This is a genomic window from Streptomyces sp. NPDC058646 (genome assembly GCF_042716875.1).
Taxonomy (GTDB): domain Bacteria; phylum Actinomycetota; class Actinomycetes; order Streptomycetales; family Streptomycetaceae; genus Streptomyces.
In genome coordinates, this window is record NZ_JBHXRK010000010.1 from 163,649 (window position 1) to 179,410 (window position 15,762).

15 protein-coding genes and 1 riboswitch are annotated in these 15,762 nt (G+C 72.8%); of the genes, 9 read left to right on the forward strand and 6 right to left on the reverse strand.

Annotated features, from left to right (window positions below):
* Positions 1–3: 3 nt before the first annotated feature.
* Together aroA and ACFWUZ_RS14955 are read right to left on the reverse strand one after the other, a co-directional pair.
* Positions 4–1,389, reverse strand: coding sequence for a 3-phosphoshikimate 1-carboxyvinyltransferase (aroA, locus tag ACFWUZ_RS14950; RefSeq protein WP_384372067.1), 1,386 nt, complete (start codon positions 1,387–1,389; stop codon positions 4–6).
* A gap of 52 nt (positions 1,390–1,441) precedes the next feature.
* Positions 1,442–2,155, reverse strand: coding sequence for a M50 family metallopeptidase (locus ACFWUZ_RS14955; RefSeq protein WP_384372069.1), 714 nt, complete (start codon positions 2,153–2,155; stop codon positions 1,442–1,444).
* A gap of 53 nt (positions 2,156–2,208) precedes the next feature.
* Between ACFWUZ_RS14955 and ACFWUZ_RS14960 the strand changes: the two genes are divergently transcribed.
* From ACFWUZ_RS14960 to def, 8 genes are all read left to right on the forward strand, one after another.
* Positions 2,209–3,027, forward strand: a complete 819-nt coding sequence (locus ACFWUZ_RS14960; RefSeq protein WP_384372071.1) for an SOS response-associated peptidase — start codon at positions 2,209–2,211, stop codon at positions 3,025–3,027.
* A gap of 25 nt (positions 3,028–3,052) precedes the next feature.
* Positions 3,053–3,691 (forward strand): alpha/beta family hydrolase, encoded by a 639-nt coding sequence (locus ACFWUZ_RS14965; protein WP_384372073.1) that lies wholly within the window; start codon positions 3,053–3,055, stop codon positions 3,689–3,691.
* Positions 3,692–4,030: 339 nt separating this feature from the next.
* Positions 4,031–4,675, forward strand: coding sequence for a sigma-70 family RNA polymerase sigma factor (locus ACFWUZ_RS14970; RefSeq protein ID WP_030709911.1), 645 nt, complete (start codon positions 4,031–4,033; stop codon positions 4,673–4,675).
* Entirely contained in the window at positions 4,672–4,995 is a 324-nt protein-coding gene (gene rsrA / locus ACFWUZ_RS14975; RefSeq protein ID WP_384372075.1) for a mycothiol system anti-sigma-R factor, read from the forward strand. The genes ACFWUZ_RS14970 and rsrA overlap by 4 nt, the downstream gene beginning before the upstream one ends.
* 191 nt (positions 4,996–5,186) lie before the next feature.
* Positions 5,187–6,674: an HD-GYP domain-containing protein gene (locus ACFWUZ_RS14980; protein WP_384372077.1), complete on the forward strand. Its 1,488-nt coding sequence runs from the start codon at positions 5,187–5,189 to the stop codon at positions 6,672–6,674.
* A complete protein-coding gene (locus ACFWUZ_RS14985; RefSeq protein WP_384372079.1) occupies positions 6,671–7,948 on the forward strand; it encodes an HD-GYP domain-containing protein in 1,278 nt (425 codons plus the stop codon). The genes ACFWUZ_RS14980 and ACFWUZ_RS14985 overlap by 4 nt, the downstream gene beginning before the upstream one ends.
* A 119-nt stretch (positions 7,949–8,067) precedes the next feature.
* Positions 8,068–9,078, forward strand: a complete 1,011-nt coding sequence (locus ACFWUZ_RS14990; RefSeq protein WP_384372081.1) for a tetratricopeptide repeat protein — start codon at positions 8,068–8,070, stop codon at positions 9,076–9,078.
* Positions 9,079–9,160: 82 nt separating this feature from the next.
* Positions 9,161–9,799 carry a peptide deformylase gene (def, locus tag ACFWUZ_RS14995; RefSeq protein ID WP_384372083.1) on the forward strand — a complete coding sequence of 213 codons (639 nt, stop codon included), beginning with the start codon at positions 9,161–9,163 and terminating at the stop codon, positions 9,797–9,799.
* 295 nt (positions 9,800–10,094) lie between these two features.
* On the opposite strand, the gene ACFWUZ_RS15000 is transcribed toward def, so the two are convergent.
* The gene (locus ACFWUZ_RS15000; RefSeq protein WP_384372085.1) at positions 10,095–11,066 is read right to left on the reverse strand and encodes a helix-turn-helix domain-containing protein; all 972 of its coding nucleotides are present in this window, start codon (positions 11,064–11,066) and stop codon (positions 10,095–10,097) included.
* An 81-nt stretch (positions 11,067–11,147) separates the two neighbouring features.
* Here ACFWUZ_RS15000 and ACFWUZ_RS15005 point away from each other — a divergent pair, with 81 nt between their 5' ends.
* Positions 11,148–11,429: a hypothetical protein gene (locus tag ACFWUZ_RS15005; protein WP_384372087.1), complete on the forward strand. Its 282-nt coding sequence runs from the start codon at positions 11,148–11,150 to the stop codon at positions 11,427–11,429.
* Here ACFWUZ_RS15005 and ACFWUZ_RS15010 read toward each other — a convergent pair.
* From ACFWUZ_RS15010 to ACFWUZ_RS15020, 3 genes are all read right to left on the reverse strand, one after another.
* On the reverse strand, positions 11,426–12,442 hold the full coding sequence (locus tag ACFWUZ_RS15010; RefSeq protein ID WP_384372089.1) for a ribonucleotide-diphosphate reductase subunit beta: 1,017 nt from the start codon (positions 12,440–12,442) through the stop codon (positions 11,426–11,428). The two genes, ACFWUZ_RS15005 and ACFWUZ_RS15010, sit on opposite strands and share 4 nt — an antisense overlap.
* A complete protein-coding gene (locus ACFWUZ_RS15015; protein WP_384372091.1) occupies positions 12,442–14,829 on the reverse strand; it encodes a ribonucleoside-diphosphate reductase subunit alpha in 2,388 nt (795 codons plus the stop codon). Before ACFWUZ_RS15015 ends, ACFWUZ_RS15010 begins: the two co-directional genes overlap by 1 nt.
* Positions 14,830–14,965: 136 nt before the next feature.
* A riboswitch (cobalamin riboswitch) is annotated at positions 14,966–15,097 on the reverse strand.
* Positions 15,098–15,141: 44 nt separating this feature from the next.
* Positions 15,142–15,636, reverse strand: coding sequence for a GNAT family N-acetyltransferase (locus tag ACFWUZ_RS15020; protein ID WP_384372093.1), 495 nt, complete (start codon positions 15,634–15,636; stop codon positions 15,142–15,144).
* Positions 15,637–15,762 lie beyond the last annotated feature (126 nt).

Consider the following 15,762-nt stretch of genomic DNA (forward strand, 5'->3'; position numbering starts at 1 on the left):
GCCCTACGCTCCCGCACCCGCATCGGGCGCCGCCGCGTCCCTGCCGTCCCCGCCCGCCAGCATCCGCGTCCACATCGCGGGGAAGTCCGGCAGGGTCTTCGCGGTGGTCGCCACGTTCTCGATCAGCACGCCCTGCACCGCCAAGCCGATCACCGCGCCCGCGGTAGCCATCCGGTGGTCGTCGTACGTGTGGAAGGTGCCGCCGTGCAGCGGGCGCGGCCGGATGTGCAGGCCGTCCGCCGTCTCGGTGACGTCCCCGCCCAGCGCGTTGATCTCCTTGGTGAGCGCGGCCAGCCGGTCCGTCTCGTGCAGCCGCAGGTGCGCCACCCCGCGCAGCACCGACTCCGAATCGGCCAGGGCGGCCACCGCGGCGATGCCCGGGGTGAGCTCGCCGACCTCGCTCAGGTCCACGTCGATGCCGTGGATCTTGCCGGTGCCGGTGAAGACCAGGCCCGAGTCGGTCAGCTCGCAGGAGCCGCCCATCTCGGTGAAGATCCGGCGCAGCGCGTCACCGGGCTGCGTGGTGCGGCGCGGCCAGTCCGGGATGGTGACCGTACCGCCGGTGATCAGGGCGGCGGCCAGGAACGGCTGGGCGTTGGAGAGGTCCGGCTCCACCACCATGTCGCGGCCCAGCAGTGCGCCGGGCGTCACCCGCCACACGTCCTTCTCGCCGCCCGCCTCAGGGGTGTCGACCTGCGCGCCCGCCGCGCGCAGCATCTCCACCGTCATCCGGATGTGCGGCATGGAGGGCAGGTTGCCGCCCACGTGCCGGACCTCGACGCCCTGGTTGAAGCGCGGGGCGGAGAGCAGCAGCGCGGAGACGAACTGCGAGGAGTTGCTGGCGTCGATCTCGACCGTGCCGCCCTCCAGGGCCCCGCCGCCCTGGACGGTCAGCGGCAGCGCGCCGCGGCCGTCGTCGTCGATCCGGGCGCCGAGGGTGCGCAGGGCGGTGATGACCTGGCCGAGCGGGCGCTCGTAGGAGCGCGGGTCACCGTCGAAGCGGATGTCGCCGTCGGCGAGGGTGGCGACGGGCGGCAGGAAGCGCATGACCGTGCCCGCGTTGCCGACGTCCACGGTCGTCGGCCCGTGCAGGGCCGCCGGGATGATCCGCCAGGCCTCGCCGCCCACGGTGCCGTCGGCCGCCGGGGCGGAGCTGGACGAGACGGTCTCCTCGATGCCCACGCCCATCGCACGCAGGGCGTCCGACATCAGCTGGGAGTCGCGCGAGCGCAGCGGGCGGCGCACCCAGCCCGGCTCGGAGGCCAGCGCGGCGAGCACCAGAGCCCGGTTGGTGACCGACTTGGACCCCGGCACGGTGACGGTGGCGTGGACGGCTGCGTCGGCGACGGGGGCGGGCCAGAGGGCGTGGAGCGCGGGGGTCTCGGTCATGGCCCCACTTTAGTGGCTTCCCATGGCCACAGATCTTGATCAGGGCACAGTCTCAGAGATCGAGCAGCCAGCGCCCGCCGCCGATCAGCGAGCACAGCGCGACGACGTGGAAGAGCAGCAGCCACACCACCGGGTGCACCCCCGTGAGCCGCCCCAGCTGGTCCGCGTCGGAGTCCGGCGCCCCGCCGCGGCGCCGCTTGCCCTGGAGCTCGAAGACCGGGCGTACGCCGCCCAGCAGGAGGAACCACACCACCCCGTACGCGAACACCGCCTGCACGTCGGCCGGAGCCAGCCAGCTCACCAGCACGAAGGCCCCGCCGGTGAGCAGCACCGTCAGGGCCCCGTACGCGTTCCGGACCATCACCAGCATCGCCACCAGCAGCGCGGTGGCCGCCCACAGCAGCAGGGTGATCCGGTGCGCCGACAGCAGGACCGCGCCGCCGAGCCCGAGCAGCGAAGGGGCGGTGTACCCGGCGGCCGCGGTCAGGACCATGCCGAGCCCGGTGGGCCGGCCGCGGCTGACGGTCACACCGCTGGTGTCGGAGTGCAGTCGTATCCCGTCCAGGCGGCGCCCCGTCAGCAGCGCCAGCAGGCCGTGTCCGCCCTCGTGCGCGATGGTGACGGCGTTGCGCGACACCCGCCACAGCGGGCGGGGCCCCACGGCGGCCAGCGCGACCAGCGCCGTCGCGATCACCAGCCACCGCTCGGGGGCGGTCTGTATGCCCGTGAGCCGGTCCCACAGGCCGGCCGTCGTGCTGCTGTCCATGGAGTGGCGGACTCCTTGCGCTGGTGGTCGGGTGCCATGGCAGTGTGGCAGCCATGTGCGGAAGGTATGCGGCGAGCCGTCGGCCCGAGGACCTGGTGGAGGCCTTCGGCGTCGAGCGGTGGGAGCCGGAGGAGACACTGCCCCCCGACTGGAACGTGGCGCCGACGAAAGAGGTCCACGTCGTCCTCGACCGTCCCCTGAAGGACGCCCGGGACCCGCGTCCGGTTCGCCAGCTGCGCGTCCTGAGGTGGGGGCTCGTGCCGTCCTGGGCCCCGGACGCCGACGGCGCCGCCCGGATGATCAACGCGCGGTCCGAGACCGTGGCCGAGAAGCCCTCCTTCCGCCGCCCCTTCGCGCAGCGCCGCTGCATCGTCCCCGCCGACGGCTACTACGAGTGGGTCACCGCCCACGACGAGCGGCAGCTGGAGGTCGAGGGCAAGAAGAAGCGGGCGCGCAAGCAGCCGTACTTCGTGCTCCCCTCCGACGGCTCCGTCTTCGCCATGGCCGGGATATACGAGTTCTGGCGGGACCGGACCCTGCCCGACGCGCACCCGCTCGCCTGGCGGGTCACCTGCTCGGTGCTCACCACCGAAGCCGAGACCGGGCCGCTGGGCGTGGCGCCCGCCGAGGGGCCGCGCTCGCTCGCCGAGATCCACCCCCGGATGCCGCTCATGCTCACGCCGGACCGCTGGGACGCCTGGCTGGACCCGGCGGACACCGACACCGAGGGCTCGCTGCGGGAACTGCTGGAGCCGCCGCCGGGCGGGCTGATGCGCGCCTACGCCGTGTCCACCGCCGTGAGCAACGTGCGCAACAACGGGCCCGAGCTGCTGGAGGAACTCGCCGCGCCGGAGGAGGCCACCCTCTTCTGACCGGGCGGGGCGGCACGATGGCAGCATGACCACGCGAACCGAGAGCGTCGAGACCCCGGCGGGCGAAGCCCACATCACCTGGCACACCGCCCCCGGTGCGGAGCTCGTCCTCGCCGTGAGCCACGGCGCCGGCGGCGGCATCGAGGCCCGGGACCTCCAGGCCCTGGCCGCGGCGCTGCCCGCCCGCGGGATCACGGTGGCCCTGGTCGAGCAGCCCTGGCGGGTGGCCGGCAAGAAGGTCGCCGCCGCGCCCAGGGTGCTGGACGAGGGCTGGCGGGCCCTGTGGCCGGCCCTCGCGGCGCCCGGGCTGCCGGTGGTCGCCGGCGGGCGCAGCGCCGGGGCCCGGGTGGCCTGCCGGACCGCCGCCGAGCTGGATGCGGCCGGGGTACTGGCGCTGGCCTTCCCGCTGCATCCGCCGGGCCGCCCGGAGAGCTCCCGGGCGGGCGAGCTCACCGGGGCCGGGCGGCCCACCCTCGTGGTGCAGGGCGCCAGGGATCCCTTCGGGCGTCCCGAGGAGTTCCCCGGCGGCGCACACACGCTGGTGGAGATCCCGTACGGGGACCACGGCTTCGCGGTGCCGAAGAAGGCGGAGCTGACCCAGGAGGAGGCCCTCGCGATGATCACCGAGGCGGTCGCCGGGTGGCTCACCGGCCTGGAGGCCTGACCCCCTGCCCACCCTGCACTCCCTGACCCGTCCGGCCCCGTCCGGCCCCGCACCGCTCCGTCCGTGCCCGGGCCCGCGCGCAGAACCCGTCTCCCGCACGGGAATGCGCCGCCCGGCCCCTCTGTTGTCTCGGATGTCGGTACGTACGGGAAGTCGTCGGAGGAGAGGGAGCGCATGACCCAGGTCATCAGCCACAACCGTCGTCAGGGCGCTGACCTGGACTGGACGGTCCTGCCCACACCGAAGCGCGGTTCGCTTCGGGCGGCGGAGGGCCGGGAAGGTCGACTATTCTCCGATTCGAGCGGGTCCGCCCTCGGAGTCGCCACGCAGTCGGAGGAGGTGGGTCCTGTCGCTGGGACCGACGAAGGCCACGCGGAGGAGACGACCCCGGAGCGCAATGCGCGCTTCGAGAGGGATGCCCTCGGCTACCTCGACCAGATGTACTCGGCCGCGCTGCGCATGACGCGCAATCCGGCCGACGCCGAGGACCTGGTCCAGGAGACGTACGCGAAGGCGTACGCGTCCTTCCACCAGTTCCGCGAAGGCACCAACCTGAAGGCGTGGCTGTACCGCATCCTGACCAACACCTTCATCAACTCCTACCGCAAGAAGCAGCGCGAACCGCAGCGCAGCGCCGCGGAGGAGATCGAGGACTGGCAGCTGGCGCGCGCCGAGTCGCACATGTCGACCGGCCTGCGTTCGGCCGAGTCGCAAGCGCTCGACCACCTGCCGGATTCGGATGTGAAGGAAGCCCTGCAGGCCATTCCGGAGGAGTTCCGCATCGCGGTCTATCTTGCCGACGTGGAAGGGTTTGCGTACAAGGAGATCGCGGACATCATGGGTACACCCATCGGTACGGTCATGTCGCGACTGCACCGTGGCCGCCGTCAACTCCGCGGAATGCTGGAGGACTACGCCCGTGAACGCGGGCTGGTCCCCGCGGGCGCCGGAGAGTCGAACGACCGGAAAGGCTCGGGCTCATGAGTTGCGGAGAGCCGCACGAGACGGAGTGCGCTGAGGTCCTGGATCACCTGTACGAGTTCCTCGACCACGAGATGCCCGACAGTGACTGCACCAAGTTCGAGACCCACTTCGGGGAGTGCAACCCCTGTCTGGAGAAGTACGGTCTGGAGCAGGCCGTGAAGAAGCTGGTCAAGCGCTGCTGCGGGTCGGACGACGTGCCGACGGACCTGCGGTCGAAGGTGATGGGCCGGATCGAACTGATCAGGTCGGGGCAGGCAGTGCCCGATCACGACGTCACCGTCGACAGTCCCGTGATCGCCGACAATCCGGCCGCCGGCTGACGGTTCGGCCCGCGTGAGGAACAGCCGCCCCCGGAAGGACACTTCGTTCACTCGAAGGTACTAATCCGGGGGCGTCCGCATGTCGCAATGTGAAAATGTGGCCCGCTTCTCACAGGGCCGCCCATATTCTCCCCCAGCGGTGCCGCTCCGATCCGGCACCCGGCGTGCACGGCTCAGGGGAGGAGAGCGCCATGCGGGTACTTCCGCCGGGGGCGCGCGGATACATCCTGTGCGCCGTCCTTGCGGCAGCCGCCTGCGCCGCCCCGGCCCTCACCCGCCCCGGCACCCCCTGGGCGTCCGTGGCCCTGCTCGCCGTGCTGTACCTCGGCTGCGAACTCGTCAAGGTCAGCCCGCTGCTGGGCAGCCGGGTGCCCGAGGGGATCGGCTCCTTCTTCCCCGTGCTCCTGGCCGCCGTCTTCCTGCTGCCGCCCTCCGCCGCCGCACTCGTGGCGGTCCCCGGGGGCCTGGCCGGCCCGGTGGCCGAGCGGACCGCCCGGGTGCGCCGGGTGTGGCACGCCGCCCAGCAGTCGATAGCCGCCTGGGCCGCGGGGCAGGCCTTCGCCCTGCTGCACGGCCCCGCCGCCCTGGGAGGAGTCGCCTCCGGCGGGTCCTCCGCAGGCTCCGGGCCGCCCGGCCGGGTGGCCGACTTCCCGTACGCGACGCTCCCGGCGGCGGTCGCGGCCGTCACCTTCTGCCTGGTCCTCACCGCCCTCGACGGGGGCGTCCTGGTCACCGCCGAACGCCGGCCCGCCGCCACCGCCTGGCGCGGCCTGCTGCCCCGGTCCCTGGCCCCGCACTGCCTGCACGGCCTCGCCGGGCTGATGATGGCCGTCATGTGGCGCAGCCCGTACGGGCTCCCGGCCGCGCTGCTCGTCCTGCTGCCGATGTACATCTCCTGCTGGGTCTTCGCCCAGTACCACCGGGAGCGCGCCGCCCACCGGGCCACCATCCGCGCCCTCGTCCAGGCCGTCGACATCAAGGACCGGTACACGCGGGGCCACAGCGAACGCGTCGGCCAGGCCTCCGCGATGATCGCCCGCGAGCTCGGGATGGCCGAGGACCGGCTCGAAGTCGTCCGCATCGCCGGGATCCTGCACGACGTGGGCAAGCTCGGCGTGCCCACCCGGCTGCTGCGCAAGGACGGGCCGCTCACCCCGGAGGAGCGCCGGATCATCGAACTGCACCCCGAGTACGGGCACGAGATGGTGCGCGGCATCGGATTCCTCGGCGAGGCCCGGGCCGCGATCCTGCACCACCACGAGCGGGTCGACGGCTCCGGGTACCCGTACGGGCTGACCGGCGAGCAGATCCCGGTCCTGGCCCGGGTGGTGGCGGTGGCCGACGCCTTCGACGCCATGACCTCGACCCGCTCCTACAGCCGGGCCCGGCCCGTGCCGACGGCCCTCGCCGAACTGGAGCGGTGCGCCGGGGCGCAGTTCGACCCGGCGATGGTGCGGGCCCTGACCGGGGCGATCGGGCGGCACGGCTGGCACCCGGTGGTCACCTCCGACGACGACCTGCAGGTGATCCCCGCCGGTGCCGCCGCCGCGGGCGCTCCCGCCGGCCCGGAGCGTCCGGGCCCGCCCGGCGGGGAGCCGGCGGGGGAGCGGGCGGGTGCGCTGGCCGTCCCGCCGCCCGGCGGGGGCCGCGGGCGGCCCGGGACCGGAGGCGGGGCGTGAACGCCGGCACCGCCTGGACCGTCCGCGGCGCGGCCGCCGCCCTGACCGTGGCCGCGCTCGGCCACACCCTGTGGTCCGGCCTGGCCGAGCCCGGCACCGCCCTGGCCTTCGGGGCCCTGGTCGCGGTCGGCGAACTGGCCCGCCGCGACGGTCGCCCCGAGGCCGGGCAGGTCCCCGCCGAGGACCGCCGGCCCGCACCGCTCGGCTCGGCCGGCGCCCTCGCCTACGCCCTGCTCGGCCAGAACGCCGGCCAGCCCACCCAGCACGGGGTGCTCCAGATCGTCGCGGTCGTCGTCGCCGCGGCCCTCGCCGGGGTCGTCCCGCACATCGCACGAGGCCGTGGCCCGGCCTACGACCACGTGGCCCGCCGCGTCCTCACCGTCGCCTTCGCCGCCGCCTGTTTCCAGCCGCTCCACAACTCCGGGCGGCTGGAGGACCGGATCGGCCAGGGCCCGTCCCTCGTGCTCTTCCTGGTGCTCCTGCTGGGCCTCACCGCGCTGTGCGACGCCGTGCTCGCCGCCGCGCTCGCCGGAGCCCGCACCGGCTGGCCGTACGGTCCCCTGCTGCGCGACGAGCTGCGGGCCCAGCTCGGCATCGGCTCCGCGATCTGCGCCACCGGGGTGGTGATGGCGCTCGGGGTGGCCGTCGCCGGGCTGTGGGCCCTGCCCGTGTTCAGCGTGCCCCTGCTGCTGACCCAGACGTCCTTCCACCGGATCGCCGCCGTCCGCACCACGTACCGCCAGACCATCACCTCCCTCGCCCGGGCCACCGAGATCGCCGGCTGCACCCCGCCGGGGCACGCCCGCCGGGTCGCCGCCCTGAGCTGCGCCGTCGGCCGGGAGCTGGGTCTGTCGGAGCGGGAGCTGACGGTCCTGGAGTACGCCGCCCTGATGCACGACATCGGCCAGCTCTCCCTCGTCGACCCGGTCCCCGACGGGGCCACCGCGGAGCTGCCGCCCGCCGAGGCGCGCCGGATCGCCGGCCTCGGCGGTGAGGTGGCCCGCCAGACCGGGGTGCCGGCCGAGGTCGCCGTGGTGGTGGAGCGCCAGGCCGATCCCTACCGGGAGCAGCCTCTCGCCGCCCGGATCGTGCGCGCGGTGAACGCGTACGACGACCTGGCGGGCGGCGGCCGTCACCCGGGCGGCTCACTGGCCGCCCTGGAGCAGCTGCGCCTGGGCACCGGGCACGATTACCAGCCGGAGGTCGTGGAGTGCCTGGCGAGGGTTCTGGCCAGGGCCGGACGTGACAGAGTTGTTCCCGTCCCACCTGGGTAACCCATGGGTAATGAGCGGCCGTCCGAGTGGGCATGGTTGGATGCGAGTAAGAGTGTCCGCAAGGCTGCACCGTAGTCCCCCAGCCACTGCTGGGAGGTGCCCCCAGGCAGGCGGGAATCGTGAGGATCTTCGGGAAGGTACGGCATCGGCCCTCCGCCTCGTGGCGGCAGGCCACCGACCGCGCGTTCACGCTGATCGGCGACGGTCGGTACGAGGACGCGGGGGCGCTCCTGACCAGAGCCGCCGACCTGGAGCCCTGGCTGTCGGAGTCGTGGTTCAACCTGGCCCTGCTCCACAAGTTCCGGCACGACTGGGAGCAGGCGCGGGCCGCCGGGCTGCGCGCGGTGGCCCTGCTGGACCGTGAGACGGGTGCCCCGGACTGGTGGAACGTCGGGATCGCCGCGACCGCGCTGCAGGACTGGCCGCTGGCGCGCCGGGCCTGGCAGGCGTACGGGCTGAAGGTGCCCGGCGACCCGCACGGCGCGGCGTCCGGCAACGGGAAGCACGGCGGCGAACCGGTCGGCATGGAACTCGGCAGCGCGGCCGTGCGGCTGTCGCCCGAGGGCGAGGCCGAGGTGGTCTGGGGCCGCAGGCTGGACCCGGCCCGCATGGAGGTCCTGTCGATCCCGCTGCCCTCCTCGGGGCGGCGCTGGGGCGAGGTCGTCCTGCACGACGGGGTCCCGCACGGCGAGCGGATCACCGCCGCCGGCCCCTCGTACCCGGTCTTCGACGAGATCGAGCTGTGGGCGCCCTCGCCCGTGCCGACCTGGGTGGTGCTGCTGGAGGCGGCCGGCGAGGCCGACCGCGACGCGCTGGAGCAGCTGGCCGCGGACGCGGGCTTCGCCGCCGAGGACTGGTCCTCGTCGGTGCGGCTGCTGTGCCGGACCTGCTCGGAGAGCGAGATGCCGAGCGACGAGGGCGACGGGGAGCACCTGGACCCGCACGACCACAGCGAACCCGGTCATCCCGGGCCGCTGGGGCACCGTACGGCCGGTTCCGGTTCGCTGTGGGTGCCCGAGCGGGAGTGCGGCATCGCGGCGCCGGCCGGCCTGGTGCGCGGGCTGCTCGACGGCTGGGTCGCGGACAGTCCGGACAGCCGTGAGTGGCGGGATCTCGAAGAAGTCTGCTGAGCCGGGCCTTAGGCTGTACGGGCACATCGGTGGCCATCGGCGACACGGTGACTTGTTGACATACGGAAGGCGTACGGCGGACATGGCGCAGCAGGAGAACGAGGTTGTCGAGGCCGAGGTGAACGACGGCTACGTCGTGGACACCGAGGACTGTGCGGAGCGCGAGCTCGCCCACCGCGAGCGCGGCACCGCCCGCCCCATCACGGTGGTCGGCAACCCGGTCCTGCACCGGGAGTGCAAGGACGTCACCGAGTTCGGTGACGAGCTGGCCCAGCTGATCGACGACATGTTCGCCAGCCAGAAGGCCGCCGAGGGCGTGGGCCTGGCCGCGAACCAGATCGGCGTGGACGCCAAGGTCTTCGTCTACGACTGCCCCGACGACGACGGCAAGCGGCACACCGGCGTCGTGGTCAACCCGAAGCTCGTGGAGCTGCCCGCGGGCGCCCGGGTGCTGGACGACTCGAACGAGGGCTGCCTTTCGGTTCCGACCGCCTACGCCTCGCTGGCCCGCCCGGACTACGCGGAGGTCGAGGGCCAGGACGCGCAGGGCAACCCGATCAAGGTGCGCGGTACCGGCTACTTCGCGCGCTGCCTGCAGCACGAGACCGACCACCTGTACGGGTACCTGTACATCGACCGGCTCTCGAAGCGGGATCGCAAGGACGCCCTGCGGCAGATGGCCGAGGGCACCCCGCGCTACGAGACCGTCCCGAACGACTGACCGTCCGACGACGTGCGTGCCGACGGCCCCGCTCCCGGTGAGGAGCGGGGCCGTTCGCGCAGGTGCCCGGACCGGAGTCAGCGCGGGACGCAGGTCCAGCCGCTGTCCCCGGCGGCGGTGACGGTGCGGACGGTGCGAGACATGAAGGCCCCCAAAGCGGTGTACTCGATACGAGACCGGAGAGCCGTGCGGGCGCGATCCGGCCATGCGTTTTCACCGTACGTCAGCATCCGGCTACGTATGGGGCGGGTTTGGGTCAAGTGACCTGTAGTTCTCGGCCAATGCCCTGGCGGACTCACGCCACGGCGGCCCCGGGGCCGCGGAAGGTGCGCCGGAAGGCGTTCGGAGTCGTGCCGAGGGCCCGCAGGAAGTGGTGGCGCAGGGCGGCCGCGTTGCCGAAGCCGCAGCGTCCCGCGATCGCGTCGACCGTCTCGTCGGTGGACTCCAGCAGCTCCTGGGCGAGCAGGACCCGCTGCCGCAGGACCCACTGGTAGGGGGTCGTGCCGGTCTCCTGGAGGAAGCGGCGGGCGAAGGTGCGCGGGGACATGTGCGCCCGCTCCGCGAGCTGCTCCACGGTGATCTCCTCCTCCAGGTGGCGGGCCGCCCAGCCGATCACCTCGCCGACCGTGTCGCAGGCCGTGCGGGGGAGCGGCCGCGGGATGTACTGGGCCTGCCCGCCGTCGCGGTGCGGCGGTACGACCATCCGGCGCGCGATGGTGCCGGCCACCTCGGCGCCCTGTTCCTGCCGTACGACGTGCAGGCACGCGTCGATCCCCGAGGCGGTGCCGGCCGAGGTGATCACCGGCCCCTCGTCCACGTACAGCACCTCGGGGTCGACCAGGGCGCGCGGGAAGCGGCGGGCCAGCGCCGGGGCGTGCATCCAGTGCGTCGTGCAGCGCCGGCCGTCGAGCAGGCCGGCCGCCCCCAGCATGAAGGCCCCGCTGCACACGCTCAGCACGCGCGCGCCCCGGTCCACGGCCCGCCGCAGCGCCTCCAGCAGGGGCTCGGGGTAGTCGCGGGCGGGCGCCTCGCGGTCGGCGGGGAGGCAGATCAGGTCGGCCTCCTCCAGTCGCTCGGGCCCGTGGGGGAGCGTGAGGCCGAAGTGGCCGTCGCCGGCGGGCAGCGGATTGTCCTCCAGCGCGCACACGGCGAACTCGTACCGGGGCAGGCCCACCGCACTGCGGTCGATGCCGAAGACCTCGCAGAAGATACCCAGTTCGAAGGGGGCGACCCCGTTGACCACTGCCACGGCCACATTCGTCAGCATGACTCCAGTGTGGCAGTAATTCGCTCTCTTGTGACAGTCCTGCCACTGTCCGGCGGTGGCCGCCGTGACGAGAGTGGGACCATGAATCCGCACGCGAACGCACTGCTCGACTGGCTCACCGTCCTCCTCGTGGCCGCCCTGCTGATCGGCCCCGCCCTCCCCGGCGTCCTCCGCGAACGCCGCACCGACCGGCAGCTGCGCGCGGCCGGGCAGGGCCCGCAGATCGTCCGGCACGGGCATCGGCGTCAGCAGCCCCGCCCGGGTGCGGCCAAGCACAGCGTCCCCGCCCCGGAACCCGGTCACCCGGGTCGATCTCCCCGTGGGCGGGGACGCTCTCAAGCCCTGGTCGGGACGGGGGACTAGAAGTCCTCGTCCAGGTCGACCGTGCCCTCGACCGCGACCTGGTAGGCCGACGGGCGGCGCTCGAAGAAGTTCGTCAGCTCCTGGACGCCCTGCAGCTCCATGAAGGAGAACGGGTTCTGCGAGCCGTAGACCGGCGGGAAGCCGAGGCGGACCAGGCGCTGGTCCGCGACGCACTCCAGGTACTCGCGCATCGACTCGGTGTTCATGCCCGGCAGGCCGTCACCGCACAGGTCGCGGCCGAACTGCAGCTCCGCCTCGACCGCTTCCTTCAGCATGTCGGTGACCTGCTGCTGGAGGGCGTCGTCGAAGAGCTCAGGCTCCTCCTTGCGGACCGTGTCCACGACCTCGAAGGCGAAGTTCATGTGCATGGTCTCGTCGCGGAACACCCAGTTGGTGCCGGTCGCCAGGCCGTGCAGCAGGCCGCGCGAGCGGAACCAGTACACGTAGGCGAAGGCGCCGTAGAAGAACAGGCCCTCGATGCACGCCGCGAAGCAGATCAGGTTCAGCAGGAAGCGGCGCCGGTCGGCGGCCGTCTCCAGCCGGTCGATCTTCTCGACCGAGTCCATCCACTTGAAGCAGAACTGGGCCTTCTCCCGGATGGAGGGGATCTCCTCGACCGCGTCGAAGGCGGCCGCACGGTCGTCCGGGTCGGGCAGGTAGGTGTCGAGCAGCGTCAGGTAGAACTGGACGTGCACGGCCTCCTCGAACAGCTGGCGCGACAGGTACAGGCGCGCCTCCGGGGAGTTGATGTGCTTGTACAGCGTCAGCACCAGGTTGTTCGAGACGATCGAGTCGCCCGTCGCGAAGAACGCGACCAGACGGCCGATCATGTGCTGCTCGGAGGGCGTCAGCTTCGCGAGGTCGGCGACGTCCGAGTGGAGATCGACCTCCTCCACGGTCCAGGTGTTCTTGATCGCGTCCCGGTAGCGCTCGTAGAAGTCCGGGTACCGCATCGGGCGAAGGGTGAGCTCGAAGCCCGGGTCGAGCAGGTTCTTCTGGTCGGTGGAGCTCATCACTGGCAGGCCTCGCAGGACTCGGGGTTCTCAAGGGAGCAGGCCAGAGCGTCGGCGTCGACGGCCTGCGGGAGGGGGGTCGCGGTCGCCGGGACGGCGCTGCCGGAGGCGGCGCGGGCGATCTTCGTCGCGGGACGCGAGCGCAGGTAGTACGTGGTCTTCAGGCCCTGCTTCCAGGCGTACGCGTACATCGAGCTGAGCTTGCCGATGGTGGGCGTCTCCAGGAACAGGTTCAGCGACTGGGACTGGTCGAGGAACGGCGTACGGGCCGCCGCCATGTCGATCAGGCCGCGCTGCGGGATCTCCCATGCCGTGCGGTACAGCTCGCGGACCTCGGCCGGGATCCAGCCGAAGCCCTGGACCGAGCCGCTGGACTCGCGCAGCGCCTCGCGGGTCTGGGCGTCCCACACGCCGAGCTTCTTCAGCTCCTCCACCAGGTAGCCGTTGACCTGGAGGAATTCACCGCTGAGGGTCTCGCGCTTGAAGAGGTTGGAGACCTGCGGCTCGATGCACTCGTACACGCCCGCGATCGAGGCGATCGTCGCCGTCGGGGCGATGGCGAGCAGCAGGGAGTTGCGCATGCCGGTCTTCGCCACGCGGGCGCGCAGCGCGTCCCAGCGCTCCGGCCAGTTCAGCTCCACGTCGTAGTGGTCCGGGTGCAGGACACCGCGGGCCGTACGGGTCTGCTCCCAGGCCGGGAGCGGGCCGCTGCGCTCGGCGAGGTCGCAGGAGGCCTCGTAGGCGGCGAGCATGATGCGCTCGGAGAGCTTGGTGGACAGGGCCCTCGCCTCGGGGGAGTCGAAGGGCAGCTTGAGCTGGAAGAAGACGTCCTGGAGGCCCATCGCGCCCAGGCCCACCGGGCGCCAGCGGGCGTTGGAGCGGCCGGCCTGCTCGGTCGGGTAGAAGTTGATGTCCACCACGCGGTCGAGGAAGGTCACCGCGGTGCGGACGGTCTCGTCCAGGCGCTCCCAGTCGATGCCGCCGTCGAGGACGAACGCGCCGAGGTTGACGGAGCCGAGGTTGCAGACGGCCGTCTCGCCGTCGTTCGTGACCTCGATGATCTCGGTGCACAGGTTCGAGGAGTGCACGACGGTGCCCGGCTCGGCGGTCTGGTTCGCCGTGCGGTTGGAGGCGTCCTTGAAGGTCATCCAGCCCTGGCCGGTCTGCGCGAGGGTGCGCATCATCCGGCCGTACAGGTCGCGGGCGGGCATGGTCTTGCGGGCCAGGCCGTCCGCCTCGGCCTTGCGGTAGGCGGCGTCGAACGCGTCGCCCCACAGGTCGACCAGCTCGGGCACGTCGGCCGGGGAGAACAGCGACCAGTCGGCGTCGGCGTTCACGCGGCGCATGAACTCGTCCGGCACCCAGTGGGCGAGGTTCAGGTTGTGCGTACGGCGCTGGTCCTCACCGGTGTTGTCGCGCAGCTCCAGGAACTCCTCGATGTCCGCGTGCCAGGTCTCCAGGTAGACGGCGGCGGCGCCCTTGCGGCGGCCGCCCTGGTTCACGGCGGCGACGGAGGCGTCGAGGGTCTTCAGGAACGGCACGATGCCGTTGGAGTGGCCGTTGGTGCCGCGGATCAGCGAACCGCGGGCGCGGATGCGGGAGTACGACAGGCCGATGCCGCCGGCGTGCTTGGAGAGGCGGGCGACCTGGTGGTAGCGGTCGTAGATCGAGTCCAGCTCGTCCAGCGGGGAGTCCAGCAGGTAGCAGGAGGACATCTGCGGGTGCCGGGTGCCGGAGTTGAAGAGGGTGGGGGAGGAGGGCAGGTAGTCGAGACGGCTCATCAGCCGGTACAGCGAGGCCACTTCCTCGACGGCCTGGACGCTGTCGTCCTCGGCGAGGCCGCAGGCCACGCGCAGCATGAAGAACTGCGGGGTCTCGATGACCTGACGGGTGATCGGGTGGCGCAGCAGGTAGCGGCTGTGCAGGGTGCGCAGGCCGAAGAAGCCGAAGCGGTCGTCGGCGCCCTCGGCGAGGGCGTGCTCGACCAGCGCGTCCAGGCGGGCCGCGTGGGCCTTCACGAACTCGGCCGTGCGGTCGGCGATGAGCCCTTCGCCGTGGCCGACGGCGACGGACGCCGAGAACGAGGTGGAGCCCTGGCTCGTGGCCTCGTCACGGACGGTCATCGTCAGCAGCCGGGCGGCGAGCCGGGAGTACGCGGGGTCCTCGGAGATCAGTCCGGCCGCGGCCTCGGTGGCGAGCCCCCGCAGCTCGGCCTCGTCGGCGGTGGAGCTGCGTCCGCGCAGTGCGGAGGCGGCGACGCGGCCGGGGTCGGTGTCGGGGAGGTCCGCCGTCAGCTCGGTGAGGGTACGCAGCAGCGTGGCCCCCGGGCCCTCGGTGTTGTCGCCAGAAATGGACTCGGCGCGCGGTGCGGAAGGCGCGATGGTCACGGCGGGAGCTCTCCCTCGCTCGGCCGGCCGTCGGCGGGGCGCGGGCGGGCGCATGCGGGCGTGGCAGGAACGCGCACACCGCATGGCGTCCACCGGCCCAACCGCGAGGCCCGGACGTGTCGGCACCCGGTTCGGTCGAGCCGGGCGCGCTGTCGGCAGGTCCTCGGACTTGCGTGTGCACCTGTCGGTGAACTTCATACCGTTGCGGGACAGTTCCGGATTCCCACCGGATTCCCCTGCGGCGACAGCAGGCATGAGCATACATGTGGGGGCGGGCGGATGAGGTAGCCCCCACATCTTGTGTCGGCGTGGCTACAGGCTGAGGCGGTAGGTGAGCAGCGTCAGGCCCGGGACCGGGGTCCAGTCACGCTCGGGAGTCCGTACGAATCCCAGCCGCTCGTAGATCCGCCGGGCGCCGGTCATGGTGGTCTGGGTGGAGAGAACCAGGTGCGTCACGCCGTCCAGCTCCTGCGCGCGGGCCACGCAGGCGCGCACGAGGGCCTCGCCCGCGCCGCGTCCGCGCGCCTCGCGGGAGACGGCCAGCATCCGGAATTCGGCCTCGCCGGGACCGGCGATGTCGGCCAGCGGGCTGCCGGGAGGGGCGAAGGTCACACCGCCGAGCACGCGCTCCTCGTCCACGGCGACGAGCACCTCCCCGTCGGCCGCCCGGGCGGCGACATCGCGCAGCACCGCCACGTAGAAGGCCTCGTCCGCCCCGAGGAGCCCGTCGCCCACGTAGGCCTGCGCGGTGATCTCGCCCAGCTGTTCGTACTCGGTGGGCAGTGCGGCCCTGATGACGATGTCCATGCGGTCGAGTGTGCCAGGACGGGTGTCGGGGCCCGGCGCTGTCGGCGGAGGCAGCACCGTGGAGGAAGGCGAGCGAGGCAGGACCGGGACGGCCGGCCGGCCCCCCAGGCCGACCGGCCGTCCCCA

Excerpts from the sequence above, each read along its gene's own strand:
- aroA (WP_384372067.1), bottom strand. The coding sequence starts at position 1,389 with ATGACCGAGACCCCCGCGCTCCACGCCCTCTGGCCCGCCCCCGTCGCC.
- ACFWUZ_RS14955 (WP_384372069.1), bottom strand. The coding sequence starts at position 2,155 with ATGGACAGCAGCACGACGGCCGGCCTGTGGGACCGGCTCACGGGCATA.
- ACFWUZ_RS14960 (WP_384372071.1), top strand. The coding sequence starts at position 2,209 with ATGTGCGGAAGGTATGCGGCGAGCCGTCGGCCCGAGGACCTGGTGGAG.
- ACFWUZ_RS14965 (WP_384372073.1), top strand. The coding sequence starts at position 3,053 with ATGACCACGCGAACCGAGAGCGTCGAGACCCCGGCGGGCGAAGCCCAC.
- rsrA (WP_384372075.1), top strand. The coding sequence starts at position 4,672 with ATGAGTTGCGGAGAGCCGCACGAGACGGAGTGCGCTGAGGTCCTGGAT.
- ACFWUZ_RS14980 (WP_384372077.1), top strand. The coding sequence starts at position 5,187 with ATGCGGGTACTTCCGCCGGGGGCGCGCGGATACATCCTGTGCGCCGTC.
- def (WP_384372083.1), top strand. The coding sequence starts at position 9,161 with ATGGCGCAGCAGGAGAACGAGGTTGTCGAGGCCGAGGTGAACGACGGC.
- ACFWUZ_RS15000 (WP_384372085.1), bottom strand. The coding sequence starts at position 11,066 with ATGCTGACGAATGTGGCCGTGGCAGTGGTCAACGGGGTCGCCCCCTTC.
- ACFWUZ_RS15005 (WP_384372087.1), top strand. The coding sequence starts at position 11,148 with ATGAATCCGCACGCGAACGCACTGCTCGACTGGCTCACCGTCCTCCTC.
- ACFWUZ_RS15010 (WP_384372089.1), bottom strand. The coding sequence starts at position 12,442 with ATGAGCTCCACCGACCAGAAGAACCTGCTCGACCCGGGCTTCGAGCTC.
- ACFWUZ_RS15020 (WP_384372093.1), bottom strand. The coding sequence starts at position 15,636 with ATGGACATCGTCATCAGGGCCGCACTGCCCACCGAGTACGAACAGCTG.